Raw genomic sequence first — 26283 nt, 5'->3', positions numbered from 1 at the left:
TTCAGGTGGGTAGACAAGCACAATGCCCACCTGAACCTCTTATTCTTCATCACTGCCGACACATGAATCAATTGGTCCCTCTGCACCACTATCGCGCCCTGCTGCGCCATCTGTTTATTGCCATCCTGCTCGGCATTTGTGCTGCGTTGGCCGTGTGGTTATTTCACCGCGCCATGTTCGGGCTTGAATGGTTGTTGCTGGATCACGAGGAAGGCAGTTTGGTAGCCGCTGCCGCTGCACTGCCCGGATGGCGCAGAGCGTTGACGCCAGCATTGGGTGGATTAGCCGCTGGCTTTTTGTTGTGGATCTACCAGCGTTACCAACATCAAAAACCCATCGCGCCAACGGATTATATGGAAGCGATTGAAGCCGGTGACGGACGGCTAGCCGTTAACGCCAGCCTGATAAAATGCCTGGCCTCACTGTTGGTGGTTTCCAGCGGTAGCACCATTGGCCGCGAGGGGGCGATGATCCTGCTGGGGGCGTTGGTGGGGTCGGTATTTGCCCAGCGCTTTACCCCGGCGAAAGAATGGAAATTGTGGGTGGCTTGCGCTGCCGCAGCCGGGATGGCTAGCGCCTATCATGCCCCGTTGGCGGGTAGCCTGTTTATCGCGGAGATCCTGTTTGGTTCGCTGATGCTGGCCTCGCTTGGCCCGGTAGTGATCGCCGCCGTGAGCGCGCTACTGATGACCAATCTGCTGAACGGTGGCCAGGCTCCGCTCTATATCGTGGAGCCGCTTGCTGCTCCCTGGCCGGTGCAGTATCTGTTAATGGCCTTGGTGGGCATACTGGCAGGAGTTTGTGGCCCGTTGTTTCTGTGGGCGATGGCGGCCAGCGGGCGGGCATTTCGCTCGCTCAATCTCATACCGCCATTACAGCTGGCGCTTGGCGGGCTGATCGTCGGGTTGCTTTCCTTGTTGTATCCCGAAGTCTGGGGAAATGGTTATAGCGTGGTGCAATCGTTGCTCTCGGCACCACCAGGGATGCTGCTGGTCAGTGCGATCCTGATTTGCAAACTGTTAGCCCTGTTGGCCAGTAGTGGATCAGGTGCACCTGGGGGCGTGTTCACGCCGACATTATTCGTGGGGGCCGCATTGGGCTCGGTAGTGGGCCAGATGTTTGGCCTATGGCCAGAGTTGGGTACTGCAGTGCCCATTCTGCTGGCACTGACCGGTATGGCGACATTGCTGGCTGCCACCACTCATGCGCCCATTATGGCAGCATTAATGGTGTTTGAGATGACCGGGGAATATACCCTGCTGCCAGGCATTCTGTTGGCTTGCGTTATCGCCACTACCATTGCTCGCGGGCTACGCCCACAGTCGGTTTATCACAATGTGTAACGGTCAACCAGCTGCGAAACATCCAGATATTGTGCCAGCTCACGTTGTTCTGCGCGCGGCAGATACGGGATCTCACCCAGCAATGGAGCCGGAATACGCTGCTGCATCGCATCGATAGTTTCTGCATAGTGAGCTAAACCAGGGTTGATACGATTAGCCACCCAGCCCAGCAATGGTAAGCCATCGTTAATAATTGCCTGTGCAGTTAATAGCGCATGACTGACACAGCCCAGTTTGATCCCGACCACCAGGATAACCGGCAGTTGTTCCTGTACCACCCACTCGGCATAAGGACGGAGATCGTTCATCAATACCCGCCAGCCGCCGCTGCCCTCCACCACTACCGTATCGGCCTTGGCGGCGAGATGGTGCAAACCACGGCTCATCAGTCCGTAATCAATATCCTGGGTTGCATGGGCATGAAACACCTCATCCAGACAGGTGATCGGATTGATTTCATCATAGGACAGCGGCAGTGAGGAAGAGGCCTGTAAAACTAAAGCGTCTCTATTGCGGATGCCTTCACCGGTTTCATGGCAGCGCGCCGCAATGGGCTTATAACCCGCCACTGAGCGACCTTGCGCGGCGAAAGCCTGCAATAAACCGCGGGAAACCACTGTCTTACCTACGTCGGTATCCGTGCCTGTAACAAATAAACGCTTTAACATGAATAGATTGCCTTGAAATGCCTCGTTAACCTAAAAAACCGCCGTAAATCACGACGAGAGTCGTCCTACGGGAAAAGTCTAGGGGATGCAACTCAACGGGGGCTTGAGGTAGCTCAATCTTTTGGCGGTAAATAATAAGAAACTCTGATAAGGGGTATCAAGGTCAAAGGAACGAAAACGTACCCAGGTTTTTGTGGCGCCGAGTGCCTCGTATCGGCATGATCCAGGGAGCTAACTACCGTGGTTTTAATGGTCGTTGAACCTAACCCCTATTTTCTTTTTGTCCACACTGGTGGGGAGTTTTTCTGGGTGAATAACTTTCCCGATGGGGGTATAGCGGTAGGATGATTCAAATGACTCATAGAACAACACCAACGTTTGCGTACCGTACAACATGAGATCGCCTGCCTGAATAGTCCCAGGCCGTACAGGGCTTGAAGGCAGCTTATGGGGAAGTTCGGCAAATATCTCATTCCCATTCAACTCTTCCATACCAAGTTGCAATGGTAAAGAATTAACAAATGCTTTAGCCGCTGGATTGTCGTGAAGTTTGACCTCAAATTGTTGGTCATCAATATTCATTTTAACCATCATCGGGCTCTCCTTAAGGGGCGGGTTAATGATCATGTCGGCATGGCCTGCCAAAGTACAAGCCAGCAGCAGACCCGGTATTAATGTGTTCTGATATTTCATGCGATAAACCCAAAAAAATTAGCCACACCCGTCAGGATGCGGCTTTTGACATTATTTGAGATTAGCCTTAAAGAACGACGTCAGCTTGGCAAATGGGATCATGTCGCTACGGTCATAAAGATCGACATGGCCTGCCCCCGGCACGATGTACAACTCTTTCGGCTGTCCGGCACGTTTGTAAGCATCTTCACTAAATTCTTTCGAATGCGCCCGATCGCCAGTGATGAACAGCATCGCGCGTGGCGAGATCGTTTCAATATCGTTGAACGGATAGAAGTTCATAAACTTCCCAATGCTGCTCAACATCGGTTTGGTTGTCAGCTCTTCTTTCTCACCCTGTGGTGTATAACTTCCTCGCGGTGTGCGATAGAAATCGAAGAATTCTCGTTGAATTGCTGGCGTTGAATCATCAAGCTGGTTAACGGTACCTGGGATATAAGCAATGTCTCCGCCATTAAACTCAACAGCTCGTTGTTCTATTGCAGATTTAATGAATGCTTTACGCTGTTCAGGCGTAACGGAATGATGAAGACCATGGCGGAAAGCCGCCCCCATGTCATACATACTAACCGTGGCCACGGCCTTCATTCTCGGGTCAATTTTGGCAGCACTGATAACGAAGCTCCCGCTACCGCAAATACCCAGCACGCCAATTTTCTCCGGATTAACGTAAGGTTGAGTATTCAGATAATCGACCGCGGCACTGAAATCATCCGCATAAATTTCCGGAGAAATAAGATGGCCGGGTTTTCCTTCACTTTCTCCCCAGAAGGAAAGATCAATTGCCAACGTCACAAACCCTTGCTCGGCCAGTTTCTGGGCATACAGATTTGAGCTTTGTTCTTTTACCGCCCCCATCGGATGGCCAATGACAATCGCCGGGTTTTGTGAATTCTGATCCATCCCTTTCGGTATAAACAGATTGCCGACCACACTCATCTGATACTGGTTTTTGAAGGTCACCTTTTGCTGGGTGACTTTATCGCTTTGGTAAAAATTATCGGCTCCGTTAGACATATCGGCGCCAACTGCCGCAAATGAACTGATTAACAGCCCTAACAGCATGGTAAATTTTCTCATCAGAGAACTCCTCATTGGGTTTGGTGGATATCTTTACGTGACGTCAATAACGCCAGGGCGGCCGCTATCACTAACAAAATGCCGCTGATGGTGAAGGTGCTTTGATAACCGCTGTGGTCAAATGCTAACCCGCCGATTGTGGAGCCTAATGCGATGGACAGTTGCACTATGGCAACCATCAGGCCACCGCCAGCCTCCGCATCTTCCGGCAGTGTTCTAGCGATCCACGTCCACCAACCGGTGGGTGCAGCAGTGGCGATTAAGCCCCATAAACCAAGCAGTGTTGCAACAATCCAAACACTCTGACCAAAAGCGATCAGTGCTCCGGCAATAGCGGCCATTAGCAAAGGGATGGCAATGAGTGTGGGGTAAAAACCTGATGCCAAAAATGCGCTAATCACCAGGGTTCCGATAAAGCCAGCAACTCCTATTGCCAGTAAAATAAGCGACAACGTAGTGATATCTACCTGCGTTACCCTCTCAAGAAACGGACGTAGATAAGTAAACAAAGCAAATTGGCCCATAAAGAATAATCCGCAGGCCGCAAGCCCCATCGCCACAAGCGGGTTAGCCAAAAGACGAAAAACAGTACCGTTACGCTTATCGCTTTTATCAGCCTTCATTGCAGGCAGGCTGAACCACTGCCAGATAAAAACAATCACTCCAACCGGAACAAGGCAAAAGAATGCGCCTCGCCAACCGATAATCGAGCCCAGATAACTGCCAAGTGGTGCGGCTATAACGGTTGCCAAGGCGTTACCCCCGTTAAAGATGGCCAGCGCACTTGGAACCTGGTGTTGCGGAACCAGGCGAAGAGCAGTAGCGGCTGATAAGGACCAGAACCCACCAATAGCAATACCAATCAGGGCACGGCCAACCATGTAAATCAGGTAACTGGGTGCTAACGCGAGAATGGCTCCGGAGAACGCCATCAACGCAGTCATGCTCAACAGTAATGTCTTGCGATCGAGACCTCCGGCCAGTGTAGAAATGGAGAGACTCGTCAATACCGCAAATACGCCGGAAATAGCGATCCCCTGCCCAACCAGCCCCTCACTGATCCCTAGCTCTCCCGATATGGGCGTCAGCAGGCTGACAGGTATAAACTCCGAAGCAATGAGCGCAAAGACACACAACGTCATGGCAAATACTCCGCTCCAGTATGCGCGTTCTTTATGAGGTGATAGATCGTTCGACAAGATGGGCATAAATTGCTGACTCCGAATAACCCCCGGCAGTTTTCAGGTAAACCGCGGCCGAACGCTATTCGCAGGAATAACGTCAGGAAAGTAAAAATGGAAAGAGCAACAGCGTTTATCCGCCATCGCTTAATAATCTCTTGCTGGAAATTTTACACTCAGGGTGCATCATTACTAGCTAATGAATACTTAATAGGTTTATAACTGTAGCTTATTAATGAGACGGGCCATACCTGATGAAACGCAACCTGAACGACCTGCTCTATTTTGTCACGGTCGCACGTGAAAGCAGCTTTACCCGTGCCGCAGCACAGCTGGGTGTAACGCAGCCTGCACTCAGCCAGGCGATTTCTGCACTTGAAGATCGTATGCAAATTCGCCTGCTGACGCGTACCACCCGTAGCGTATCGCCGACTTCCGCCGGAGAGCGGTTGCTACTGGCTATTGGTAATCGCATCGATGAGATTGAAGCCGAACTGGATATGCTGACCGCGCTGCGCGATAAGCCTGCAGGTACGGTCCGTATCACCTGCGGGCCAAATGTTTTACACAGTACCCTGCTGCCAAAGCTGACCCCGCTGTTGCATGAGTACCCGGATATTAATATCGAGTTCGACGCAAACCATGGTTTTCGCGATATCGTGGCAGATCGGTTTGATGCGGGCGTTCGACTGGGTGACACCATTGATAAAGACATGATAGCGGTACCCATCGGGCCCAAATTACGTATGGCCGCAGTGGCATCTCCGGGCTATTTTTCACGTTATCCTATCCCCAACACCCCCCATGAGTTGACGCAGCACAGGTGCATAAATCAACGTATGGTCAGGTCTGGGGGGTTGTATATCTGGGATTTCGATCAGGATGAGGGGGATCTTAATGTTCGCGTCAGCGGACAGCTCATTTTCAATACCTCTGAACATATTGTTGCTGCGGCGCTTGCAGGACACGGGATTGCTTTTTTGCCAGAAGAAGAGTTTGGATCACATATTAAAGAAGGTAATCTGGTGCGTGTGCTGGAGCAATGGTGCAAGCCCTTCCCCGGCTACTATCTGTATTATCCCAGTCGCAAACAGCCTTCTCCAGCATTCTCGTTGGTCCTTGAAGCACTTAGGATCGGTCGAAAGCGTAGCCCTGCCAACGAGACAGTGGAAGCGTAGTTTTTGGGTTCAATTCCCGGGTAGTTAATGCCACAGGCTAAATCAACCTTGTAGCAACTTCACCAACAAAGAACCGTTATACATGGCTTCTTTCACCAGTGCGGCTCCCGGCATGGTGCCTTGGTTGAAGAACTGGGTGGATTCAACTTGAACATGCTCGCTGTACGCAGGCAAGGATTGCTGACGAATGCAGGAAGCAATCGCCGGATGCAGAATTTCAGCGGCCCGGTTCAACGGTGAACCTACCAGGATTTTTTCCGGATTGAACAGGTTGACCATGATCGCCACAATGCGCCCGACGCTGTGCCCGACGCCAAGAATAATATCTTTGGCTAACTGATCGCCAGCCATTGCCGCATCGCATAGCGATTCCACGGTCAATGGTGCGCCATGCAGCATGGAAGACATCGAGCCTCCCAAACGTTGCTGGACAATTTCCAGCATGTTTTCAATACTGGCGACCGTTTCCAGGCAACCATGGTTGCCGCAATAGCAGCGTTTACCGTACGGATCGACCTGTGTGTGACCTATCTCCACCACGCTACTGCTACCCGCATGCAGTACGCGTCCGTTAGTGATCACCCCTGCACCAACGTTATGATCGATGACGACCTGAATGACGTTGTGGCTGCCACGGGATGCGCCATACAGCGCCTCTGCCATCGTCCAGGCGCAGATATCATGCTGAACATAAACCGGCAGGCCCGTCAGTGCCTCTAGCGCTGGCCCCAACGCCATTTCGTTGACGTCATAAAACGGCATGCGGTGAACAATACCCGCGGCGGTATCAATCATGCCGGGCAGTGTGATGGCGATGGCGGTTAAACGTTCCAGTTTGCTTTGGTGACGGATAAAGAACTGATCGACTTCACTAACGATACGCTGTAATAACGGTTCGGGATGTTCGGCTTTTAACGGCAGCAGTTCTTCAACCACCATCTTGCTACTGAGATCGCGCAGCGCCAGGGTAATGGTGCCACGGCTGATACGTGCAGAGAGGTAATGCCAGGCTTCGGTGTCAAGCACCAGGCCAACGGCCGGTCGGCCACGGCTGCCCACTTCCTGATATTCGGTTTCTTTAACCAGATGCGCTTCGAGCAGCTCACGCACTATCTTGGTGATACTGGCAGGTGCCAGCTGTGCCCGCTTGGATAATTCGATGCGCGAAATCGGTCCCAGCCGATCTATCAGCCGGTAAACTGCCCCTGCATTGGTTTGCTTGATCTGATCAATATGCCCAGGCTGCCCATCCGCAATCACACACCCGCTCCTGCTATTTTTCGCGCTTCTAAATAAAGATTAGGGGCTATGGTGGGGCTTTTGGAATACAGCGTCAACTATTTGATTCGTTATGTGATTAACAGCACAAATTCACCGAGCTTTCCGCCAAAAACGCCTCTTATTTACCCAGCTTTGGGTTCGAGCATCAGCGCCATTAACGCCTTGGCCGCTGCCGTTAACGGCCTGCTGCGATGATGCACCAACCAGACCTCAGTCATCGCCTCCGGCTCGGCTAAGGGGAGATAGGTCACCCCATCGATCTTCACTCTGCCAAATGACATCGGCAAAATGGAAATCCCCAACCCGGCCGCGACCAGACCGATAATAGTCATCGCTTCCCCCACTTCTTGCGTGATGTAAGGGGCGATCCCGGCATTGGCCAGTAAAGCCAGAATTTCGTCATACAGCGCGGTGCCCACTTCGCGGGAAAAGAACACGAAGGGTTCCTGGGCCAAATCGCTGAAACGCAGCGTGCCTGATGCCTTTAGGGTTAACGGGTGGCCATTCGGCACTACGGCAAGCAAGGGCTCGCGTAATAACAACTGATGCTGCAGTGCATCCGGCAAGCGGGTATTGCGCATCACGCCCAGATCAAGGTCACCGTTGAGCAGCGGTTCAAGCTGTTGCTTGGTGTTCACCTCACGCATTTTGATATGCACATCCGGTGATAACTGGCGAAAGGCTCGCAAGCTACGGGAAACCACGCTGATAAACGGAGCCGAAGAGGTAAAACCAATCGTCAGTTCACCCAGTTCACCACGCTCCAGGCGCGCCGCCTTCTCTGCTGCCCGGTTGACCTGGGCAAGCACCTGATAGGCTTCTTTCAAGAACATCTCCCCCGCCTGAGTCAGGCTGACATTACGGTTATTGCGTGCCAGCAAACGCGCGCCCACCATATCCTCCAGTGCCTGGATCTGTTGGCTAAGGGGCGGCTGGGAGATCCGTAGCCGCTCCGCCGCCCGGCCAAAATGCAGTTCTTCAGCGACGGCCACAAAGTAACGCAAATGTCTGAGCTCGATATTCATACTTTAAACATCTTAATTAGGATGATTAATATATTAGACAAAAAACTGGCCGCTCCCTATGATTTTGTGACTCAAGACGTATTTTTTATCTCCCTAACCCGGTAAGGAACCGCTGTGACAACCGCTTCGCGTTCTGCGGCCAGTATGCCAAAAACGCTGCCTGCGCCTGACAGTGCCCCAACAACCAAACGCACCACGCTGAATAAACTCCCCTACATCGAACGCGGTACACCGCAGTTTATGCGTGTGACCTTGGCGCTGTTCTCTGCCGGGCTGGCTACCTTTGCACTGCTGTACTGTGTGCAACCGATCTTGCCGGTGCTTTCGCAAGATTTTGGCATCTCCCCAGCGGAGAGCAGCCTTTCTCTTTCCTTCTCCACTGGGATGTTGGCCATCGGCCTGATGTTTACCGGCCCGCTGTCAGATGCTATCGGCCGTAAGTCGGTGATGGTGGTGGCCCTGCTGTTGGCGGCAATCTGTACGCTGATTTGTGCCTTCATGACCAGTTGGCACGGCATCTTGGTGATGCGGGCGCTGATTGGGCTTTCGCTGAGCGGGGTTGCGGCAGTCGGTATGACCTATCTGAGCGAAGAGATCCATCCTAGCTTCGTGGCCTTTTCTATGGGCCTTTATATCAGCGGCAACTCCATCGGTGGGATGAGCGGGCGCCTGGTGACCGGGGTGCTCACCGATTTCTTCTCCTGGCGGATCTCGCTGGCGGTGATTGGGGTGTTCGCCCTGGCGGCGGCTTGTATGTTCTGGCGCATTCTACCCGCGTCCAAACACTTCCGCGCCAGTTCATTGCGGCCAAGAACGTTGCTGATTAACTTTAAGCTGCATTGGCACGACAAAGGGCTGCCGCTGCTGTTTGCCGAAGGGTTCCTGCTGATGGGTAGCTTTGTGACAATGTTCAACTACATTGGCTACCGCCTGCTGAGCGAACCTTATCATCTTAGCCAGGCAATTGTGGGCCTGTTGTCGGTGGTGTATCTCACCGGTTCGTACAGTTCACCGAAGGCAGGCGCCCTGACCTCCAAATTTGGCCGCGGCCCGGTGCTGCTGGCGTCCATTATCATTATGCTGATCGGGATACTGATCACCGCCCTGGCCCCTGTCACTGTGATATTTATTGGCATGATGCTGTTCACTGCCGGTTTCTTTGCCGCCCACTCGGTTGCCAGCAGTTGGATTGGCCGCCGCGCACGCCGGGCCAAAGGCCAGGCATCTTCGCTCTATCTGTTCTGTTATTACGTGGGTTCCAGCGTTGCCGGTACGCTGGGCGGCGTGTTCTGGCATAACTTTGGCTGGGGCGGCGTAGTCGCCTTTATCAGCTTGATGCTGTTGCTGGCCCTGCTGGTTGGCCATTACCTGAAGAAATTGCCGGAAGCCGCGCGTATCTAACCTCCAGACCCTTTCCGCTCAGGGAAGGGTCCACCTTAGCTCCCTGTTCAGCCAGGTTCACTCATTGCTAATGATGATGATGCGGCTGAAGTTGCCACCCTGGTTACACTACCCTACAATGTATGTTGTAACTAAAATGCGAGGTAATGATGGATAAGTACAGCCTGATCGGCAGAATGAATGCGCGTTTTAGCGAACTGGAACAGGCATTGGCGCAACTCCACCAGCAGGTCCAGCCGTTGCGGTTGCTGGCAGCGAGGGTGTTCAGCCTGCCAGAAATCGAGAAAGGCAAGGAACATACCGCCATAGAACAGATCAGCGTGGAGCAACATGTGGGCCAGGCTGCCCGTGACCTCGCACTGGAACACTACCAACGGCTGTTTATCCACCACAACCGCCAACATATCAGCAGCAAGGCGGCGGTAAGATTGCCCGGTGTCATTTGCCTTGAGACCGAAAGAGCCGAGTATCTGGCACTACAACAGCAGATCGCCCTGATCAACCGCCTGAAGGCAGAGTTAGAACAGATCATTACCATCGAGTCTGGCCTGGCTCCTGAGCAACGTTTTGAGTTTGTGCACACCCACCTGCATGGTTTGATCACCCTTAGCGCCTATCGCTCCATTACCCTGCTCACCAACCCGGACTCGGTGCGTTTTGGCTGGGCCAACAAGCACATCATCAAAAAGGTGAAGCGCGACGATATCCTGGCGCAATTAGAGAAAAGCCAGAAAGCCGGGCGCGCCGTTCCGCCCTACAACCGCGAACAGTGGGCCGAGTTGGTGGGCCGCGAAATTGACGACGTCAGCCGCCTGCCGCAGAACGCCACGCTGAAAATCAAACGGCCGGTAAAGGTGCAGCCAATCGCGCGCGTATGGTATCAACCGCAGCAAAAACAGGTACAGCACCCCTGCCCGCTGCCGCTGATTGCCCTGTGCCAACCAGAGATGGGCGCACAGGTGCCGAAGATCGGTGAACTGCTCAATTACGACGTGACGGCGGTAAAACACAAATATAAGCCGGAGGCTAAGCCTCTGCGCCTGCTAGTGAAACGCCTGCATCTGTATACCGATGTTGAGGGATAATTAACGGGCGTAAAATCAGTTTATCGCGGTATTTGGTTGAACGGGCACAGCATGTGTGCCCCGTATGGCGAATCTAGCAGTGGAAGAATTACTCGTCGTTAAGCTGGTAAACACGCAGCCGATGGCCATCAAGATCGGCCGCAACAAAGGTGTAGCCGAAATCCAGCTCGACCGGAGATTGCACGATAGTTAATCCTTTATCCCGCCATTGTTGATAGAGCGCATCGACCTGTTGCGGTTGTTCACACATAAAGCAGATTTCTGTACCGCCGCCGGTCGCCGCTGGCGCAGGTTCTACGGTATGTTTTGACCACATACCCAGCTTGAAACCGTTATTCAAGATAAACAAGGCAAAGGTGGGAGACTGCTCGACAGGTTCAGTTCCCAACAGCTGGCGATAAAATTCGGCGCTTTTTTCTGGGTTATCGACATAAATCATGGTCATGCTTGGGGTAGTCATCACGTTATCCTCTGAGTGGGAACCGGCTGGCTCCTGATAACGTCACTCTAGTGCCCCCTACTGTCAGTTTATGGCAGCAGGATCATTGTGCAATGCCCTCGCTTTCCCGCCACTGCTTCATCAGTGCCCGGCGGCCGCGCGGGTAACGCAGTTCTAGCGGCGTCAAGCGGCCAATACGATCAAGGCGGAAATGGCGTATCGAGCCACGCAATTCACACCAGGCCATCAGGATCTGTACCTGTTCAAAGTAGCCCATGGCAAATGGCCACAAGATACGCTCGCTGCCATTACCGGCATAATCCCGATACTCCACCTTGATTTTACGCTCCAAACGGATGGCTTCACGGATCGTCACCAACGTTTCATCGGCCACATAGGCAGTAGGCACCGGGCCGATTAGCAGCGTATTGGCATCCAGCTCTTCACGCAGTTCCGCAGGCAACACGGCGGCAATTTTTGCCAACGCATTGGTCGCCGCCCCAGCAAGCTGGCTGTCACCCCGGCGTTCTACCCAGCGCATACCCAGAACCAGAGCCTCGATCTCAGTTTGCGAGAACATCAGCGGCGGCAGCATAAATCCCGGCCGTAATACATAACCGATCCCTACTTCGCCAACAATATCTGCCCCCTGCTGCTGCAAGGTGGCGATATCGCGGTATAAAGTGCGCATGCTGATCCCCAGCTCTTCGGCCAGAGAATGCCCAGCGACCGGGTAACGATGGCGGCGCAGGATCTGCATCAGATCGAGCAGGCGTTGAGTGCGGGACATGGGTTACTCTCGTTGCAGCAGTTGTTGAATAAAGTCGGCAAAGGCACGGGCCTTGGCCGAGATGAAGTGCCCACTGGGAAACACCGCCCACAGCGCCAACGGTGGTAACTGCCATTGCGGCAAGACGGCAACCACCTTGCCCTCACGTAATTCACTACGAAACAGCCCTTCACAGGCTACCGTCGCACCAAAGCCAGCCACCACCATTTCACGTAAGCATTCGGTAGCACTCACGCGTACCCGGCCCTGCAATCGGACCTGTTGCTGCTGTTGTTCATGGGTGAACAGCCACTCCTCAGCGCCACCCGCACGGTGATGGATCACCATATCATGCTGTAGCAACTCCCGTGGCATTTGGGGCATCCCTGCTCTGGCAAAATACGCCGGTGCCCCGATGACTCGTTGCGTTGCTGAGCCCAATTTGCGGGCGGTAAAGCCGGAGTCAGCTAAATCACCAATACGCAAAGCGATATCGATCCCCTCGGCGATCAGCCCCAACTCGCCTTCATCAAGCAGCAGATCCATTGCCAATTCCGGGTTTTCGTGTAGAAACCGGCTCAAGTCCGGCAGTTCAATCATACGGGAAAACACCGCAGACGAAGCGACCCGCAGCCGACCAGTTAACACCTCGGCCACGCCTGACACGGCCGATTCGGTTTCCGCAACCTCATGCAAGATGTGCTTGGCCCGCAGATAGAGCTGTTGTCCCGCTTCCGTCGGCCGTAAACCGTGAGTAGAGCGAAGGAGCAAGCGCGTATTCAGCTGTTGTTCCAACCGGACAATCGCCTTGGATACCGCCGGTTGACCCACGTTAAGCCGCCGGGCCGCAACGGAAAACGATCCTGCCTCAAACACGCTGATATAGGTGGCGTAGTCGCCTAGCTTATCCATCCTGCCATTCCCCACTGGAATAACCATTAGTGATCACCGCACTCTACCCCCATACAACGACAATAGGCAAACTGGTTGCTGTCCATTCGCTATTTTAAGGAACAACATGAAACTTCAGGATCAGCTCGACGCGTTCAAAGCCGCTTTTGAAGCAGGCCAACTGCCCTTCAAGCTTGCGCCCTCGGACCATGAACTCTTACGTCAGGGTATCGACGAGCTTATCAGTACAGAAATGGCCAACAACGCCTTGTCGGTTGGAGATCGCGCCCCTGAGTTTACTTTGCCGGATACCCAGGGTAACCCAGTCTCTTCCCGGCAATTGCTGGCTCAAGGGCCGCTGGTCGTCAGTTTCTATCGGGGAGGATGGTGCCCATACTGCAATATGGATCTCCAGGCACTGCAAGCAGTTCTGCCTGAGTTGCGTGACGGTGCCAACCTGGTGGCCATCTCGCCACAGTTGCCGGTTAACGGCCAGCAAATGCAGCAAGCGCATGGCTTAACGTTTCCTTTGCTGACGGATAGCGGCAATAGCCTGGCAGCACAGTTTGGTTTACGTTTCGCGTTGGCGAATGATCTTGTCGAGCTTTACACCAACAGCTTGGGTATCGACCTGACCGAGCTTAACGACGAAAGTGGATGGACATTGCCGATGCCTGCCCGCTTCGTTATCGCGCCTGGCGGTGACATCATTTATGCAGAAGTTAACCCGGATTATACCCAGCGTGCGGATCCACTGGCGTTGGTTTCATTGCTGAAGGGGTGAGCCGCGCTGCCAGGCGCTATCACCGCGCCTGGCCTTTGGCCTTATTTCCTCATGCTGCCGACCATCTCCTCTGGCCGTACCCACTCGTCAAACTGCTGTTCGGTCAAATAGCCCAACTTCAGCGCCGAGGCTTTCAGGGTTAATCCTTCCTTGTGGGCCTGTTTGGCGATTTCTGCCGCCTTGTCATAACCAATATGGGTATTCAAGGCGGTAACCAACATCAGCGACTCGTTAAGCAACTGGCCGATGCGTTCGCGGTTCGGTTCAATCCCCACCGCACAGTGCTCATTGAAGCCGCTCATGCCGTCTGCCAGCAAACGAACAGATTGCAGATAGTTGTGAATAACCAGCGGGCGGAATACGTTCAGCTCAAAGTTACCGGACGCGCCGCCAATGTTCACCGCCACGTCGTTGCCCATCACCTGCGCACAGAGCATGGTCATCGCTTCACACTGCGTGGGGTTGACCTTCCCCGGCATGATCGAGCTGCCCGGTTCATTTTCAGGAATTGCGATCTCACCGATGCCACAACGTGGGCCAGAGGCCAGCCAGCGCACATCGTTGGCGATCTTCATCAACGAGGCGGCCAAGCCCTTCAAGGCACCGTGGCCATGCACCAGCGCATCGCAGGTTGCCAAGGCTTCGAACTTGTTCGGCGCGGTGACAAAAGGCTGCCCGGTCAGTTCTGACAAAGCCTTCGCCACCCGCACAGCGTATTCGGGATGAGTGTTCAGCCCGGTCCCCACAGCCGTACCGCCCAAGGCCAACTCACTAAGATGCGGGATGCTGGCTTCGATATGTTTGAGGTTATATTCCAACATCGCCGCCCAGCCGGAGATTTCCTGACCCAGCGTCAGCGGCGTAGCATCTTGTAGATGGGTGCGGCCGATTTTGACGATATCGTGGAAAGCTTCTGCCTTGGCATGCAGCGTGCGGTGCAGCGCTTTCAACTCAGGGATCAGATGCTCGCGCACCGCGATCACTGCCGCTACATGCATTGCAGTAGGGAAAACGTCGTTGGAGCTCTGGCTTTTATTGACGTCGTCGTTGGGATGGACCCGCCGCGCATCACCGCGTTCGCCCCCCAGTAACTCGCTGGCACGGTTGGCCAGCACTTCGTTCATATTCATGTTGGTCTGGGTGCCGGAACCGGTTTGCCAGATCGACAATGGGAATTCATTGGGGTGCTTGTCCGCCAGCACTTCATCGGCAGCCTGGATAATCGCCTTGCCCCGCTCTGCTGGCAGCAACCCCAGATCCATATTGACGCTGGCTGCCGCACGCTTGGTCATCGCCAACGCATGGATCAGCGCCGGGGGCATTTTTTCTGACGAGATACGGAAATGTTCCAACGAACGCTGAGTCTGCGCGCCCCACAGTTGGTCGGCGGGTACTTCGATGGGGCCCATTGAGTCTTTTTCAATCCGAACGCCTGCCATCACGGTCTCCTTAGCACAATTCCTAAAATGAAGGGGAAATGCCAACGAGTGATAGCCCGTTGGCGAGCCTCCTCAGTATAGCCAGATAATAACTATTCGCATTAACGTCCTGCGCAAACAGCATTTTTAGCCATCTTGGCTTGCATGCGCCTGCGCCACATTGTTTACTTAGCGCAATTTTCTTGAGAAAGCAGGGATACGATCATGCAAAAAATGACTAATGCCATCCAAAACTACGCCTGGGGCAGCGTTGATGCGTTAACCAAGCTATATGGCATTGCCAACCCGACAGGCAAGCCAATGGCCGAACTGTGGATGGGTGCCCACCCTAAAAGCAGCTCACAGGTCACCGATCAGGCAGGAAACCTGCGTTCTTTGCGTGAAGTGATTGATACCGACCAGCCTAAACAGCTGGGTGCCGAAGTGGCACAACGCTTTGGTGAACTGCCGTTCCTGTTTAAGGTGCTGTGTGCCGACCAGCCGCTCTCCATTCAGGTCCATCCAAGCAAGAGTGCCGCAGAGGTAGGTTTTGCCAAAGAAAATGCCGCCGGTATTCCGTTTGACGCCGCAGAACGCAACTATAAAGACCCGAATCACAAGCCGGAACTGGTGTTTGCCCTGACACCGTTCCTGGCGATGAATGGCTTCCGCGAACTGGACGATATCGTTGCGCTGTTACAACCCCTTTCCGGCGCACATCACGATATCGCCGCCTTCCTGCAACAGCCAGATACCGCCCACCTGGCGACCCTGTTTGCCAGCCTGCTGGGAATGAGCGGTGAGCAAAAAACGCTGGCGCTTGGCGTGCTGAAAGCCGCCTTGAACAACCAGCAGGGTGAGCCTTGGGACACCATCCGCTTTATCGCTCGTTTCTATGCCGACGACAGCGGCCTGTTCTCTCCGCTGCTGTTGAACGTAGTCAAACTGGCACCGGGGGAAGCCATGTTCCTGTATGCCGAGACCCCACATGCCTATCTGAACGGCGTCGCGCTGGAAGTGATGGCAAACTCGGATAACGTGCTGCGCGCGGGCCTGACGCCCAAATTCATCGATATTCCTGAACTGCTGGCCAACCTGCAGTTCCGCCCACAACCGGCATCTGGCCTGCTGACTCAGCCAGAGCAACGTGGCAAAGAACTGTTCTTCCCGATCCCCGTTGAGGACTTTGCCTTCTCGTTACACGATCTCGATGCCACACCGCAGCCACTGGCGCAAAACAGCGCGGCGATCGTGTTCTGCGTAGAAGGTGAAGCAACGCTGGAGAAACAGGGCCAACAGGTCATCTTGCAGCCAGGTGAATCCTGCTTTATTGCCGCCTTTGAATCCCCGGTTAACGTCACCGGGAGTGGCCGTATCGCCCGCGTTTATAATCAGTTGCCCTAATTGACGGTAAAATATAGGTAAATAAGTTGCTAAGATGATTAGTTTACCTACACAATAAAAACGCCTACGGGCGTTTTTTCGCAGGCCCAATTGGTCGCCCTGCCCTCTACCGGCTTTACAAAGGAATAACAGAACTATGAAAAAATCGTTAGTCGCTGTCAGCGTCATTGTGGTGCTCGGCGCAGCATGGACTGGAGCCTCTTGGTACACCGGCAAGCTTATCGAGCAACGGATGGGGGAAATGGTAGACACCGCCAATAGCCAGTTGAAGACCATCCTGCCTAAGGCCGGGGTCAAGATGAGCTATGAAAACTACCAACGCGGGATTTTCAGCAGCCAAGCCCGTTTTGTGCTGCGTGCCGATGGTAGCATCACCACCGACGATGCCCTGCTGAAGTCCGGCGAAGAAGTGGCCTTTATTGAAACCGTCGATCACGGCCCATTCCCGCTGGCCCAGTTGAAAAAATTCAACCTGATCCCAAGCATGGCCTCGGTACATACCGAGCTGGAAAACACGCCAAAAGTCAAAACCCTGTTTGAAATCACCAAAGGCAAGTCGCTGTTCAGCGCCGACTCACGCATTGCTTACAGCGGCGATGTCGCCAGCTCCATCGATGTGATCCCGGTGGAATACCAGAAAGACAAGTCCTCACTGAAATTCAGCGGTGCCAAAATTGACGCGGATATCGGCAAGAACATGCAAACCGCACTCCTGGACGCCAGTAGTGACGGCCTGGTGATCAGTGGCCCGAATCAGTCTGGCCAGAACGAGCAGATGACCATGCAAGGGCTGACGCTCAAAAGCAACACGCATCTGGGCCAATTCGGTCTGAGCCTGGGTGAGCAAGCGCTGGGCATGAAGCAACTGACCGTGGCTGTCGACGGTAAAGACGCCATGACGATGGAAGGCTTCAACCTGGCCAGCCAGTTCGGCGAGAAAGGCAATAGCCTCGCAGGCCAGTTGGATTACACCATGGCGGCGTTGAAAATTCAGGGCACCGATTTTGGCGCGGGTAAACTGCTGCTGAAAATCGATAACCTGGATGCTAAAGGGCTGAAAGAGTTTGCCGATCGTTACAACCAGCAGGCCATGGCCTTGCTGCAACAGGCCGAAACGCTGTCGCCAGAAGCCTACCAGCAGCAAACGGCTGAGATGCTGGTGCAAAACCTGCCGCTGTTGCTGAAAGGCAACCCAACCATCAGCATCGCACCGCTAAGCTGGAAAAATGCCAAGGGTGAAAGTGCCTTTACCCTTAACCTCGATCTGCTGGATCCCGCACAGGCTGGCGCTGCGGCCGAATCACCGGACCAACAGCTTGCCCGTTCGGTCAAAAAAATCGACGCCCAGTTGACTATTCCGGTCGCTATGGCGCAGGAAACCATGGCTCAAGCGGCACAGCTGCAAGGTGCCAGTGCACAACAAGCACAGCAGCAGGCCGAGCAGCAGGTGAAAAGCCTGGCGGCAATGGGCGAGATGTTCAAGATCACCACGCTGAAAGATAACGTGATTGGCAGCAGCTTCAAATATGCCGATAACCAGATTGAGCTGAACGGCACCAAAATGTCGCTGCCGGAGTTCGTGGGTATGTTCGGGATGCTGGGCGGCGCTTCCGCACCAGAAGAAGACAGTGCACCAGAACCCGATCAGCAGGATGCCGCTCCGGCACCTGAGCAGCCGATGATTCAGGGTCAGTAACACCACAGGGGCTTGGCGATACCAAGCCCCTATTCTCCTCCCCGCTGTAATAACTCCGCTTTTTCTTAAACCTCGCCGTTCTAGCGCAAATCGATTGCCAAGACAGTCATTCTGCCATCACAATCCTTGCCAATATTGGCCGTATTGCCGGACCTCTCAAGCTGTAGAAAGGGATTATCGAGTATGAAAAAATCATTAGTCGCCGTCAGCATTATTGCCGTCCTTGGCACAGCTTGGAGTGGAGCTTCCTGGTATACTGGCAAACTGATTGAGCAGCGGATGGAAACGTTGGTCGCCAATACCAACCAACAGTTGAAAGAGTACCTGCCCGATGCGGGGGTAAGACTTAGCGTTGAAAATTACCGACGTGGCATCTTTACCAGCCAGGTGCGTTACGTGCTACATAATGAAGATCCCTCCATGCAGATCAACGGGGATAAAGTGGCATCGTTGGTCAAGATCGACCACGGCCCCTTCCCACTGAGCCAGGTGACACGATTGAATTTGCTGCCGGCAATGGCCTCGCTGCACGCCGAACTGGAAAATACGGCGGCCCTCAAAACGCTGTTTGATCTCACCAAAGGCAAATCACCCATCACCTCCGATACGCGTATTACTTTCAACGGGGATATTTCATCGGTTGTCGATGTACTCCCGCTGAATCACGAGCAAAGCGAATACCGGCTGACATTCAGCGGGGCTAAACTGACGGCTGACATCAGCCACGACCTGAAAAATATCAGGTTGGATTTCAATACTGATAACCTGGAAATCGCGGACAAACACCAAGGAAAAATCGTATTACATGGGGTGACATGTCAAAGTGATACCAAGAAAAACCCCTTGAATTTCAATCTAGGCACCCAGTTTTTACGCGTAAAGCAGCTACAGGTCGTTGGAGATGCCCAAGATGTCCTGGTGGAGGGGTTTACTATGGCCAGCCAGACCGATGATAAAGATGATTACCTGAATGGCCAATTCGATTACGGCGTAAGTGCGCTGAAAATCCACGGCAACGACCTGGGATCGGGCCAACTGAAGTTAAAAGTTAACAATGTAGACGCCAAGGCAGTGAAAGCCTTTATCGATTTCTACAATCAACAAAGTCTCAATCTGCTACAGCAATATGAAGCCACTCAGCAGCAATTGGCCAAGTTGGTTGAACACAATATGCCACGGTTACTGAAGGGCTACCCAACCCTCCGCATTGCGCCAATGAGTTGGAAAAACAGCCAGGGCGAAGCCACCTTCACCTTTAATCTAGATCTGCAAGAGCTACTCCCGCCGGGCACGGTGGCAGCCCCACTGGATCAGCAACTGACACAGGCGATCAAAAGGCTGGAAGGCCATCTGACAATCCCTGAGTCAATGGCAACAGAATCAGCAGCTCAGCTAGCGCAGTTACAGGGCGCCTCTACGCAACAAGCGCAAGCGATGGCACCGCAGCAAGTGCAAGGTCTGGTCGCCATGGCGCAAAAATTTAACCTTGTGACGCAGCAAGACGGAGTGATTGGCGGCAACTTCCACTATGCGGATAATCAGGTCGAGCTCAATGGCAACAAAATGTCACTGCAGGCGTTTATTGGCGGCTTTGCCGGGGACGCTCCAGTAACCGAGGCAGCACCAGAACAACCGGCTCAATGCCATTAATCCATGCCAAGGTCGTAGGGGCGCCGCATGCGGGGCCCGCTTGGGTTACATTGCTCTAGCCATAGACCGCATCGCGGATCTGCATGGGATATAAACCGCTCATACCCTCAATTGCGGTGTTGGTCAGCGCTACCACACTCAACTGCGCGACCGGGTCGTAAAACCAGCTGTGCCCATATACGCCGCCCCATTGCATAGTGCCATTATTCTGCGGCGTGGCTGCCAATGCGGCATCCACCAGCACCGCGCCACCAAAACCAAAGCCCCAACCCGGCCCCTGAATTTCTGCCTGCGCTGCTACATGGGGTTGACGCATCAAGGCAACGGTTTCTGGTTGCAAAACTCCGTCGCTGCCATTACGCAGCGTCTCCACCAGGCGCAGCACATCGTCAGCGTCGCCAACCATTCCCGCGCCAGCCGAAGGATAAGCGTGGCGGTCAAGCGCTCGCGAAGGCGCAAACTCCACGTCAAAACCAAACTCCTCAGGAAGCCTCAGTAGAAAGCCGTCATACATCGCTGCCGGTTGCGGTTCAGCATTGTAATAGGCAGGAGCCAGCTTATCCGCGCTCAACGTATAAAAACCGGTATTCCCCAGCCCTAGCGGTTGGCCAACCCAGCGCTCGAACAGCTGCGGCAAAGGCATATCCGCTACCTGCTCCAACACCGCACCCAATACGTCAATTGCCAGTGAGTAGCTGAATTCGCTCCCCGGCTCAGCCTGCAACGGAGCCTGTGCCAACCGCCGCAGATTTTGCTCCAGCGTTAACAAGGACCTCTCCATGCCGTCGTGGACCCCTAACCGCTGGTAGATCCCGCCCGCTGGTTGCTTGAAACGGTAATCCAGCCCGGCAGTATGGGTTAACAGGTGACGAATGGTGATCGCTGGCCGCCGTCCATCGGGCAACGCCGGGGTAAACCACGGTAGCCAACGGCTAACGGCATCATCCAGACTCAGTAGTTGCTGTTCTACCATGCGCAGCGCCGCCAGCGTGATGTAAGGTTTTGAGACCGAAGATAGCCGGAATTGGCTGTTTCTCTGCATGGGTTGCCGCTGTTCGCGATCGGCATAGCCGCTGGCACCGGCGTAAATCACCGCCCCATGCTGAGCCACCAGCACCACGCTACCCACGATCCGCCCTTCGGCGATCGCCTGCTGATTGACTGCCTCTATCCGTTGTGTCAATGCCTGAGCCATAACTGTGATCCTCTTTAGGTAATCAGGCCAGTCTACGGTGTTGATCATTAAATAAAATAGGCTAAAATTTAATGAATCATTAAGCTGGGATTATCAATAGATGAGCTCACTGCTGCAATTACTGCCGTTTTTCGACGCCGTTGCCAAATTGGGCAGCTTTACCCAGGCGGCCAATCATCTGGGCGTCACACCGCCTGCGGTGTCACAAAATATCCGCGCGCTAGAGGCCCACCTGGGAGTACGCCTGTTCAATCGCACCAGCCGTTCAGTCAGGTTAAGCGATGAAGGGCTGGCATTTTATGAAAGAATCGCCCCCGCTATGGGCCAGATTGAGATCGCGGCAGAGAATGTCAGCAGCCAACGTGGTGAGCCAAGCGGCTTATTACGAATTACCTTGCCGCAGTTGGCCGCGTCGATGCTGGTCATGCCCTATCTGCCGGAGTTCCATGCGCGCTATCCTGAACTTAAGCTGGAGCTGTTTACCGACGATCGTTTTGCCGATCTGGTGCTGGATAATTTTGATGCGGGCATCCGCATGCAGCGGATGTTGCAAAAAGATATGGTGGCCGTCCCTATCGACCACGGCCAACAACATGTGGTCGTGGCTTCTCCAGGTTATTTGGCACAACACGGCCAGCCCCAAACGCCACAGGAGTTGCAGCAGCATGACTGCATGCGCTACCGCTTTCCCGGCAGTGGCAAACTGGAACCCTGGTATTTCAGCAACGGCACTGAGCATTTGACGCTGGAGGTCAACGGGCGGCTGATCTTCAATGAAAACCAGCTGCTTAAAGACGCGGCGATAGCGGGATTAGGGCTCACCCAACGCTTTCGGGCCGCCGTACACAAAGAGTTGCAGAGCGGGCAACTGCGAGAGGTTCTGCGGGATTTTAGCCACGTCGCGCCCGGCTTCTTTATCTACTTTCCGGCAGGCCGGCATATGCCGCTCAAGCTGCGCGTCTTTATCGATTTTATGCGGGAAAAACGCGAGCAACAGATCAAGCCAATCCACGCTTGAGCTACTGGGTCATTGAAGACCTGGGAGGGATCTTTCACTTTTTGCTTTCAGCGTGGCATCAGAATGCGGTTCACTCATGACATTGCTGATTAAGTATCCAGGCAGAAATAGCACTTAGGGAACCCGGCGAGTAAGCCTGTTGTCCGGCCAGCAGAAATCCGCCCTGCTTCCACCAAGGCCACTGAGAGGATAGCTGGTAGTCAAACCATTCGCTCCGTAAAAGCCCGTGGGTAGCATCAGCGACCCGTCTGATACAGCGAGGTGTTTTGGCCGGTAGTTCTTCGCTCCAGACAGCGATCGTTTCGTGCGGATCGACATTCCGATCGTCCGCCCCCATCAGGATCATTACCGGCGTTTGCATCGCTGAAATATCTTTCCTTGCATCGGCCTGTGAGTTTCGACGCTCAAAGTCCTGCCGGGTACAACGAAAAATACAGGGAGATGCGGCTGCCTCCTGCGTAAACTGCCTGTCAAAAGCGGCGGCTTCACGTTCTTGCGCCTTCACGATATTTTCAGCTGACAGGCCCTCAGATTGCAGACGTTGCCCCGTATAATAAATCCCCTGAGCTCGCCAATTTATCGCCGCCCCCACCAGAATGACAAAGTCGGTTTTTACCTGTTGGCTGGCCTTTGGCACAACCCAACCCGCCTGAGAAAAGCCAAGAAAACCTATATCGCTGTGGTTAAACTCCGGTTCCTGTTTCAGTTTTCTCAGAGCAGATGCTGCTTCTTCTGCACGATCTGACAGGGTTTGTGCCAGCCAGTTACCACTGCTGGCCCCAACGCCGGGTTTATCCCATGAATAAACCGCTACTCCTTGGGCAACCAGGAAATTCACCAACGGAATATAGCCGCCTTCAGACCAGCGGTCTTGAGCGCCATCGCCATGAACCAGCAGGACAAGCGGTGGCGATATCTTCCCAGAAGGGAGGATTAATGTGCCTTCCAGAATGTCCTGATGATGCTCAAAGCTGATAGTTCGTTGGTGACCATCATCGGAAAGTTCAAATTCAGATAACCGAATCAGTGAAAAAACGACCAGGAAGCTCACCATGCAGAAACCAAATATCCCATATTTGTTCATAGCCGCTCCCAAATTAAATCTCATACCGCGTCGGTTATATCAAAAATTTCGCTTTAATTTAATCGGCATCAGAGCAAGCCTATTTAGAAACACCTGAGAATTTACAAGATTGGGACAACGGCAAGATTGGAGATATAGCGGCGGATCAGGCCGATCCGCGCTTGATCAGCTCTGGGGACAGGATCACATTCTGCGGGGCCAATGAATCATCGCCAATACGTTGCAACAGCCGCAGGGCAGCACTGCGTCCAACCTCACGAGCCGAGCTGGAGATAAAGGTCAGCGGGGGTTCGGTCAGTTCGGCCTCCGGCACATCGCCAAAACCGATCAGCGCCACCTGTTGACCATAGAAACTGTCCATCCCTTCCGAACCAATACTACGGCCACTGCGCACGATACCAAAATAGGCACCCAACGCCACCGAGGCCTTATGGCACACCAACGCACTGATATTGGGATACTGACGCAACAGGTTTTCGGCAGCTTCAGCCGCTGCCCGTTGATGACAATCGCATTCGACGATCCACTCTGAGCGGAATGGCAGGCCGTATTGCACCAAGGTGGCACAGAATCCCCCCAGGCGTTCGGCGCGGGTGAGTGAATCGCTTTGTCCACCAAGGTAGGCGATCTGGCTATGACCTCGTTTGATCAGAAATTCGGTGGCCATTTTCGCGGCCTGCATATTATCTGGCCGCACCACGTCTACACCTTCCAGCCCATTGGAACGCGCGGCACACACCAGCGGCACCCCCTGAGCTTCGGCTTTCTCTTTCAGCCCTTTCGCTGTTCGTACCCCACCCGCCAGTACCATGCCGTCGACGCCGTGCTCCAGAAGCATATCAAAACAGCGCATCAGCCCTTTGCCTTCGCGCCCGCTTTGGGTCAGAAACAGCACTTTGCCATTGGCTTCCAGAACCTCACTCACCCCGGCGGTCATCTCGGCATAAAACGGCTCACAGATATCACGCAGGATCAGCCCTACCACCCCCGATTCGCCACCGCGCAGCGTCGCGGCCTGACGGTTGCGAACATAGCCAAGCTGCTCGATCGCCTGATTCACTCGGCTCATGGTGGTGGGAGAAATACGCCCTTTACCGCTCAGCACCAGGGAAACGGTGGTCACGGATACGCCTGCCAACTGTGCGACGTCGGTGATAGTGATCTTTTTGATGGTTATAACCTCTGCAATGCCCTATCAGGGCGAGTTTCACCCTGATAACAAATGGTATACCGAATCTCTCAATGCAGTAAAACGATTTACCCACATAAGTATTGTCACCGCAAAGGACCGTTCATAATTGTGATTAGGGACGCATTTTTACTAGGTAAAACGTTTTATCTTATTTTTACCTAATCAGGTACACACAACATTGCATGCTTTTTCGCCAGGAGTCGTCGGTTATGCCAGCGTCTAAAAAACAAAAAATTACGCTTTGGGAGTTTTTCCAAAGCCTGGGCAAGACATTTATGCTGCCCGTCGCACTGCTTTCATTCTGCGGCATCATGCTGGGGATCGGTAGCTCACTAAGCAGCCGTGACGTGATCACGTTGCTGCCTTTCATTGGTCATCCGGCTTTCCAACTGCTGTTCACCTGGATGAGCAAGATCGGCTCCTTTGCCTTCAGCTTCCTGCCGGTGATGTTCGCCATTGCCATTCCTTTGGGCATGGCGCGTGAGAACAAAGGCGTGGCCGCCTTCTCTGGTTTTGTCGGCTTTGCCGTGCTGAACCTGGCGACCAACTTCTACCTGACCACGTCAGGCGTGCTGCCTACCGTCGATCCGCTGGTGCTGAAAGCCAATAACATCCAGAACATCCTGGGCATTCAGTCTATCGATACCGGTATCCTAGGTGCAGTGATCGTCGGGATCATCGTTTATCTGCTGCACGAGCGTTTCAACACCATCCGCCTGCCGGATGCGCTGGCGTTCTTCGGGGGTACTCGCTTCGTCCCAATCGTCACCACTGTGGTACTGGGCCTGTGCGGCCTGATTATCCCGCTGATCTGGCCTTGGTTCGCTGCAGGTATTAACGGGTTGGGCCGTATGATTAACGGCGCTGGCATGTTTGGGCCGATGATTTTCGGCTCCGGCGAGCGTCTGCTGCTGCCCTTCGGGCTGCACCATATTCTGGTAGCGCTGATCCGCTTTACCGAAGCGGGCGGTACGCTGGACGTTTGTGGCCGTGAAGTCAGCGGTGCCTTGACCATCTTCCAGGCACAGCTCTCTTGTCCAACCACCCACGGCTTTGCCGAAAGCGCTACCCGCTTCCTGTCCCAGGGTAAAATGCCTGCCTTCCTCGGTGGCCTGCCGGGTGCGGCGTTAGCCATGTACCACTGTGCCAAACCGGAGAACCGTCACAAGATCAAAGGGCTGCTGATTTCCGGTGTAGTGGCTTGTGTGGTCGGTGGTACCACCGAGCCGATCGAGTTCCTGTTCCTGTTTGTGGCTCCGTTCCTGTATCTGATCCACGCTATTCTGACCGGTCTGGGCTTCACCGTGATGGCCTTGCTGGGCGTCACTATCGGTAACACCGACGGCAACATTATCGACTTCGTGGTGTTCGGTATCCTGCACGGCACCGCAACCAAGTGGTATCTGGTGCCGTTGGTGGCCGCCATCTGGTTTGTTGCCTACTATGCGATCTTCCGCTTCGCCATCCAGCGCTGGAACATTAAAACGCCGGGCCGTGAGGCGGAAACCACCGCTACACAGAGCGCCCCTGTCGGTGCCGTGGGTAAATCCGGCTATAACGTGCCTGCTATCCTGGCGGCGTTGGGCGGTAAAGAGAATATCGTTTCGCTGGATAACTGCATTACCCGCCTGCGTATGTCAGTTAACGATATGAGCAAGGTGGATGATGCGGTGCTGAAAGCCAACCGGGCTATCGGCGTGGTACACCTTAATGACCATAACCTGCAAGTGGTGATTGGCCCGCAGGTGCAATCGGTGAAAGATGAGTTAGAATCACTGATGGCCAACGCATAACCTTCCCCCCCGGGC

The 26283-nt window shown here is 54.0% G+C and carries 23 protein-coding genes; 10 read left to right on the top strand and 13 right to left on the bottom strand.

From position 1 onward, the window contains the following. The first annotated feature begins 62 nt into the window (after nt 1-62). Nucleotides 63-1343, top strand: a complete 1281-nt coding sequence (clcB, locus tag KGP21_RS14170; protein WP_223538465.1) for a voltage-gated ClC-type chloride channel ClcB — start codon at nt 63-65, stop codon at nt 1341-1343. Here the strand turns inward: clcB and bioD are convergent. The 4 genes from bioD to KGP21_RS14150 all read right to left on the bottom strand — a co-directional run bounded on the left by bioD (nt 1331) and on the right by KGP21_RS14150 (nt 4992). Then, nucleotides 1331-2011, bottom strand: coding sequence for a dethiobiotin synthase (bioD, locus tag KGP21_RS14165; RefSeq protein WP_223538464.1), 681 nt, complete (start codon nt 2009-2011; stop codon nt 1331-1333). The two genes, clcB and bioD, sit on opposite strands and share 13 nt — an antisense overlap. Nucleotides 2012-2257: 246 nt before the next feature. Continuing rightward, on the bottom strand, nt 2258-2704 hold the full coding sequence (locus tag KGP21_RS14160; protein WP_223501433.1) for a cyclophilin-like fold protein: 447 nt from the start codon (nt 2702-2704) through the stop codon (nt 2258-2260). A gap of 51 nt (nt 2705-2755) precedes the next feature. Then, on the bottom strand, nt 2756-3784 hold the full coding sequence (locus tag KGP21_RS14155) for an alpha/beta hydrolase (protein WP_115158474.1): 1029 nt from the start codon (nt 3782-3784) through the stop codon (nt 2756-2758). An 11-nt stretch (nt 3785-3795) separates the two neighbouring features. Then, nucleotides 3796-4992: an MFS transporter gene (locus KGP21_RS14150; RefSeq protein ID WP_223538463.1), complete on the bottom strand. Its 1197-nt coding sequence runs from the start codon at nt 4990-4992 to the stop codon at nt 3796-3798. Nucleotides 4993-5219: 227 nt separating this feature from the next. Between KGP21_RS14150 and KGP21_RS14145 the strand changes: the two genes are divergently transcribed. Further along, nucleotides 5220-6143, top strand: coding sequence for a LysR family transcriptional regulator (locus KGP21_RS14145; protein WP_223538462.1), 924 nt, complete (start codon nt 5220-5222; stop codon nt 6141-6143). Between the two features lie 42 nt (nt 6144-6185). Here the strand turns inward: KGP21_RS14145 and KGP21_RS14140 are convergent, their stop codons facing one another. After that, complete coding sequence (locus KGP21_RS14140; protein WP_223538461.1) at nt 6186-7403, bottom strand: ROK family transcriptional regulator; 1218 nt, start codon at nt 7401-7403, stop codon at nt 6186-6188. 143 nt (nt 7404-7546) lie between these two features. Next, nucleotides 7547-8449, bottom strand: a complete 903-nt coding sequence (locus tag KGP21_RS14135) for a LysR family transcriptional regulator (protein ID WP_021804485.1) — start codon at nt 8447-8449, stop codon at nt 7547-7549. A gap of 144 nt (nt 8450-8593) precedes the next feature. Between KGP21_RS14135 and KGP21_RS14130 the strand changes: the two genes are divergently transcribed. Together KGP21_RS14130 and tus are read left to right on the top strand one after the other, a co-directional pair. Then, complete coding sequence (locus KGP21_RS14130; RefSeq protein WP_223538526.1) at nt 8594-9850, top strand: MFS transporter; 1257 nt, start codon at nt 8594-8596, stop codon at nt 9848-9850. A 149-nt stretch (nt 9851-9999) separates the two neighbouring features. Further along, nucleotides 10000-10935, top strand: coding sequence for a DNA replication terminus site-binding protein (gene tus, locus KGP21_RS14125; RefSeq protein ID WP_021804493.1), 936 nt, complete (start codon nt 10000-10002; stop codon nt 10933-10935). An 88-nt stretch (nt 10936-11023) separates the two neighbouring features. Here tus and KGP21_RS14120 read toward each other — a convergent pair whose 3' ends face one another. The 3 genes from KGP21_RS14120 to KGP21_RS14110 all read right to left on the bottom strand — a co-directional run bounded on the left by KGP21_RS14120 (nt 11024) and on the right by KGP21_RS14110 (nt 13055). Continuing rightward, nucleotides 11024-11395 (bottom strand): VOC family protein, encoded by a 372-nt coding sequence (locus KGP21_RS14120; RefSeq protein ID WP_059200751.1) that lies wholly within the window; start codon nt 11393-11395, stop codon nt 11024-11026. An 82-nt stretch (nt 11396-11477) separates the two neighbouring features. Beyond that, nucleotides 11478-12164 (bottom strand): YafY family protein, encoded by a 687-nt coding sequence (locus KGP21_RS14115; protein ID WP_021178034.1) that lies wholly within the window; start codon nt 12162-12164, stop codon nt 11478-11480. Nucleotides 12165-12167: 3 nt separating this feature from the next. Continuing rightward, nucleotides 12168-13055, bottom strand: coding sequence for a LysR family transcriptional regulator (locus KGP21_RS14110; protein WP_179245714.1), 888 nt, complete (start codon nt 13053-13055; stop codon nt 12168-12170). 106 nt (nt 13056-13161) lie between these two features. On the opposite strand from KGP21_RS14110, the gene KGP21_RS14105 reads away from it, so the two are divergent. Beyond that, nucleotides 13162-13818 (top strand): peroxiredoxin-like family protein, encoded by a 657-nt coding sequence (locus KGP21_RS14105; RefSeq protein ID WP_223538460.1) that lies wholly within the window; start codon nt 13162-13164, stop codon nt 13816-13818. A 41-nt stretch (nt 13819-13859) separates the two neighbouring features. Here KGP21_RS14105 and fumC read toward each other — a convergent pair whose 3' ends face one another. Further along, complete coding sequence (gene fumC, locus KGP21_RS14100; RefSeq protein WP_223538459.1) at nt 13860-15257, bottom strand: class II fumarate hydratase; 1398 nt, start codon at nt 15255-15257, stop codon at nt 13860-13862. Between the two features lie 204 nt (nt 15258-15461). Between fumC and manA the strand changes: the two genes are divergently transcribed. The 3 genes from manA to KGP21_RS14085 all read left to right on the top strand — a co-directional run bounded on the left by manA (nt 15462) and on the right by KGP21_RS14085 (nt 19986). Next, complete coding sequence (gene manA, locus KGP21_RS14095; protein ID WP_059200746.1) at nt 15462-16640, top strand: mannose-6-phosphate isomerase; 1179 nt, start codon at nt 15462-15464, stop codon at nt 16638-16640. A 136-nt stretch (nt 16641-16776) separates the two neighbouring features. Then, complete coding sequence (locus KGP21_RS14090) at nt 16777-18336, top strand: YdgA family protein (protein ID WP_223538458.1); 1560 nt, start codon at nt 16777-16779, stop codon at nt 18334-18336. Nucleotides 18337-18519: 183 nt separating this feature from the next. Further along, nucleotides 18520-19986 (top strand): YdgA family protein, encoded by a 1467-nt coding sequence (locus KGP21_RS14085; RefSeq protein ID WP_223538457.1) that lies wholly within the window; start codon nt 18520-18522, stop codon nt 19984-19986. A gap of 55 nt (nt 19987-20041) precedes the next feature. Here KGP21_RS14085 and KGP21_RS14080 read toward each other — a convergent pair whose 3' ends face one another. Next, nucleotides 20042-21181 (bottom strand): serine hydrolase domain-containing protein, encoded by a 1140-nt coding sequence (locus KGP21_RS14080; protein WP_371824854.1) that lies wholly within the window; start codon nt 21179-21181, stop codon nt 20042-20044. 100 nt (nt 21182-21281) lie between these two features. On the opposite strand from KGP21_RS14080, the gene KGP21_RS14075 reads away from it, so the two are divergent. After that, entirely contained in the window at nt 21282-22199 is a 918-nt protein-coding gene (locus KGP21_RS14075) for a LysR family transcriptional regulator (protein WP_223538456.1), read from the top strand. A gap of 70 nt (nt 22200-22269) precedes the next feature. On the opposite strand, the gene KGP21_RS14070 is transcribed toward KGP21_RS14075, so the two are convergent. Together KGP21_RS14070 and KGP21_RS14065 are read right to left on the bottom strand one after the other, a co-directional pair. Next, nucleotides 22270-23283: a S9 family peptidase gene (locus KGP21_RS14070; RefSeq protein ID WP_223538455.1), complete on the bottom strand. Its 1014-nt coding sequence runs from the start codon at nt 23281-23283 to the stop codon at nt 22270-22272. 145 nt (nt 23284-23428) lie between these two features. After that, complete coding sequence (locus tag KGP21_RS14065) at nt 23429-24460, bottom strand: Mal regulon transcriptional regulator MalI (protein ID WP_037374777.1); 1032 nt, start codon at nt 24458-24460, stop codon at nt 23429-23431. Nucleotides 24461-24684: 224 nt separating this feature from the next. Here KGP21_RS14065 and malX point away from each other — a divergent pair, with 224 nt between their 5' ends. Next, nucleotides 24685-26268 carry a maltose/glucose-specific PTS transporter subunit IIBC gene (gene malX / locus KGP21_RS14060; RefSeq protein WP_021178042.1) on the top strand — a complete coding sequence of 528 codons (1584 nt, stop codon included), beginning with the start codon at nt 24685-24687 and terminating at the stop codon, nt 26266-26268. Nucleotides 26269-26283 lie beyond the last annotated feature (15 nt).

This window comes from Serratia sp. JSRIV004 (assembly GCF_019968705.1).
GTDB lineage: Bacteria > Pseudomonadota > Gammaproteobacteria > Enterobacterales > Enterobacteriaceae > Chania > Chania fonticola_B.
This window is presented reverse-complemented; position numbering and strand designations above follow the sequence as displayed.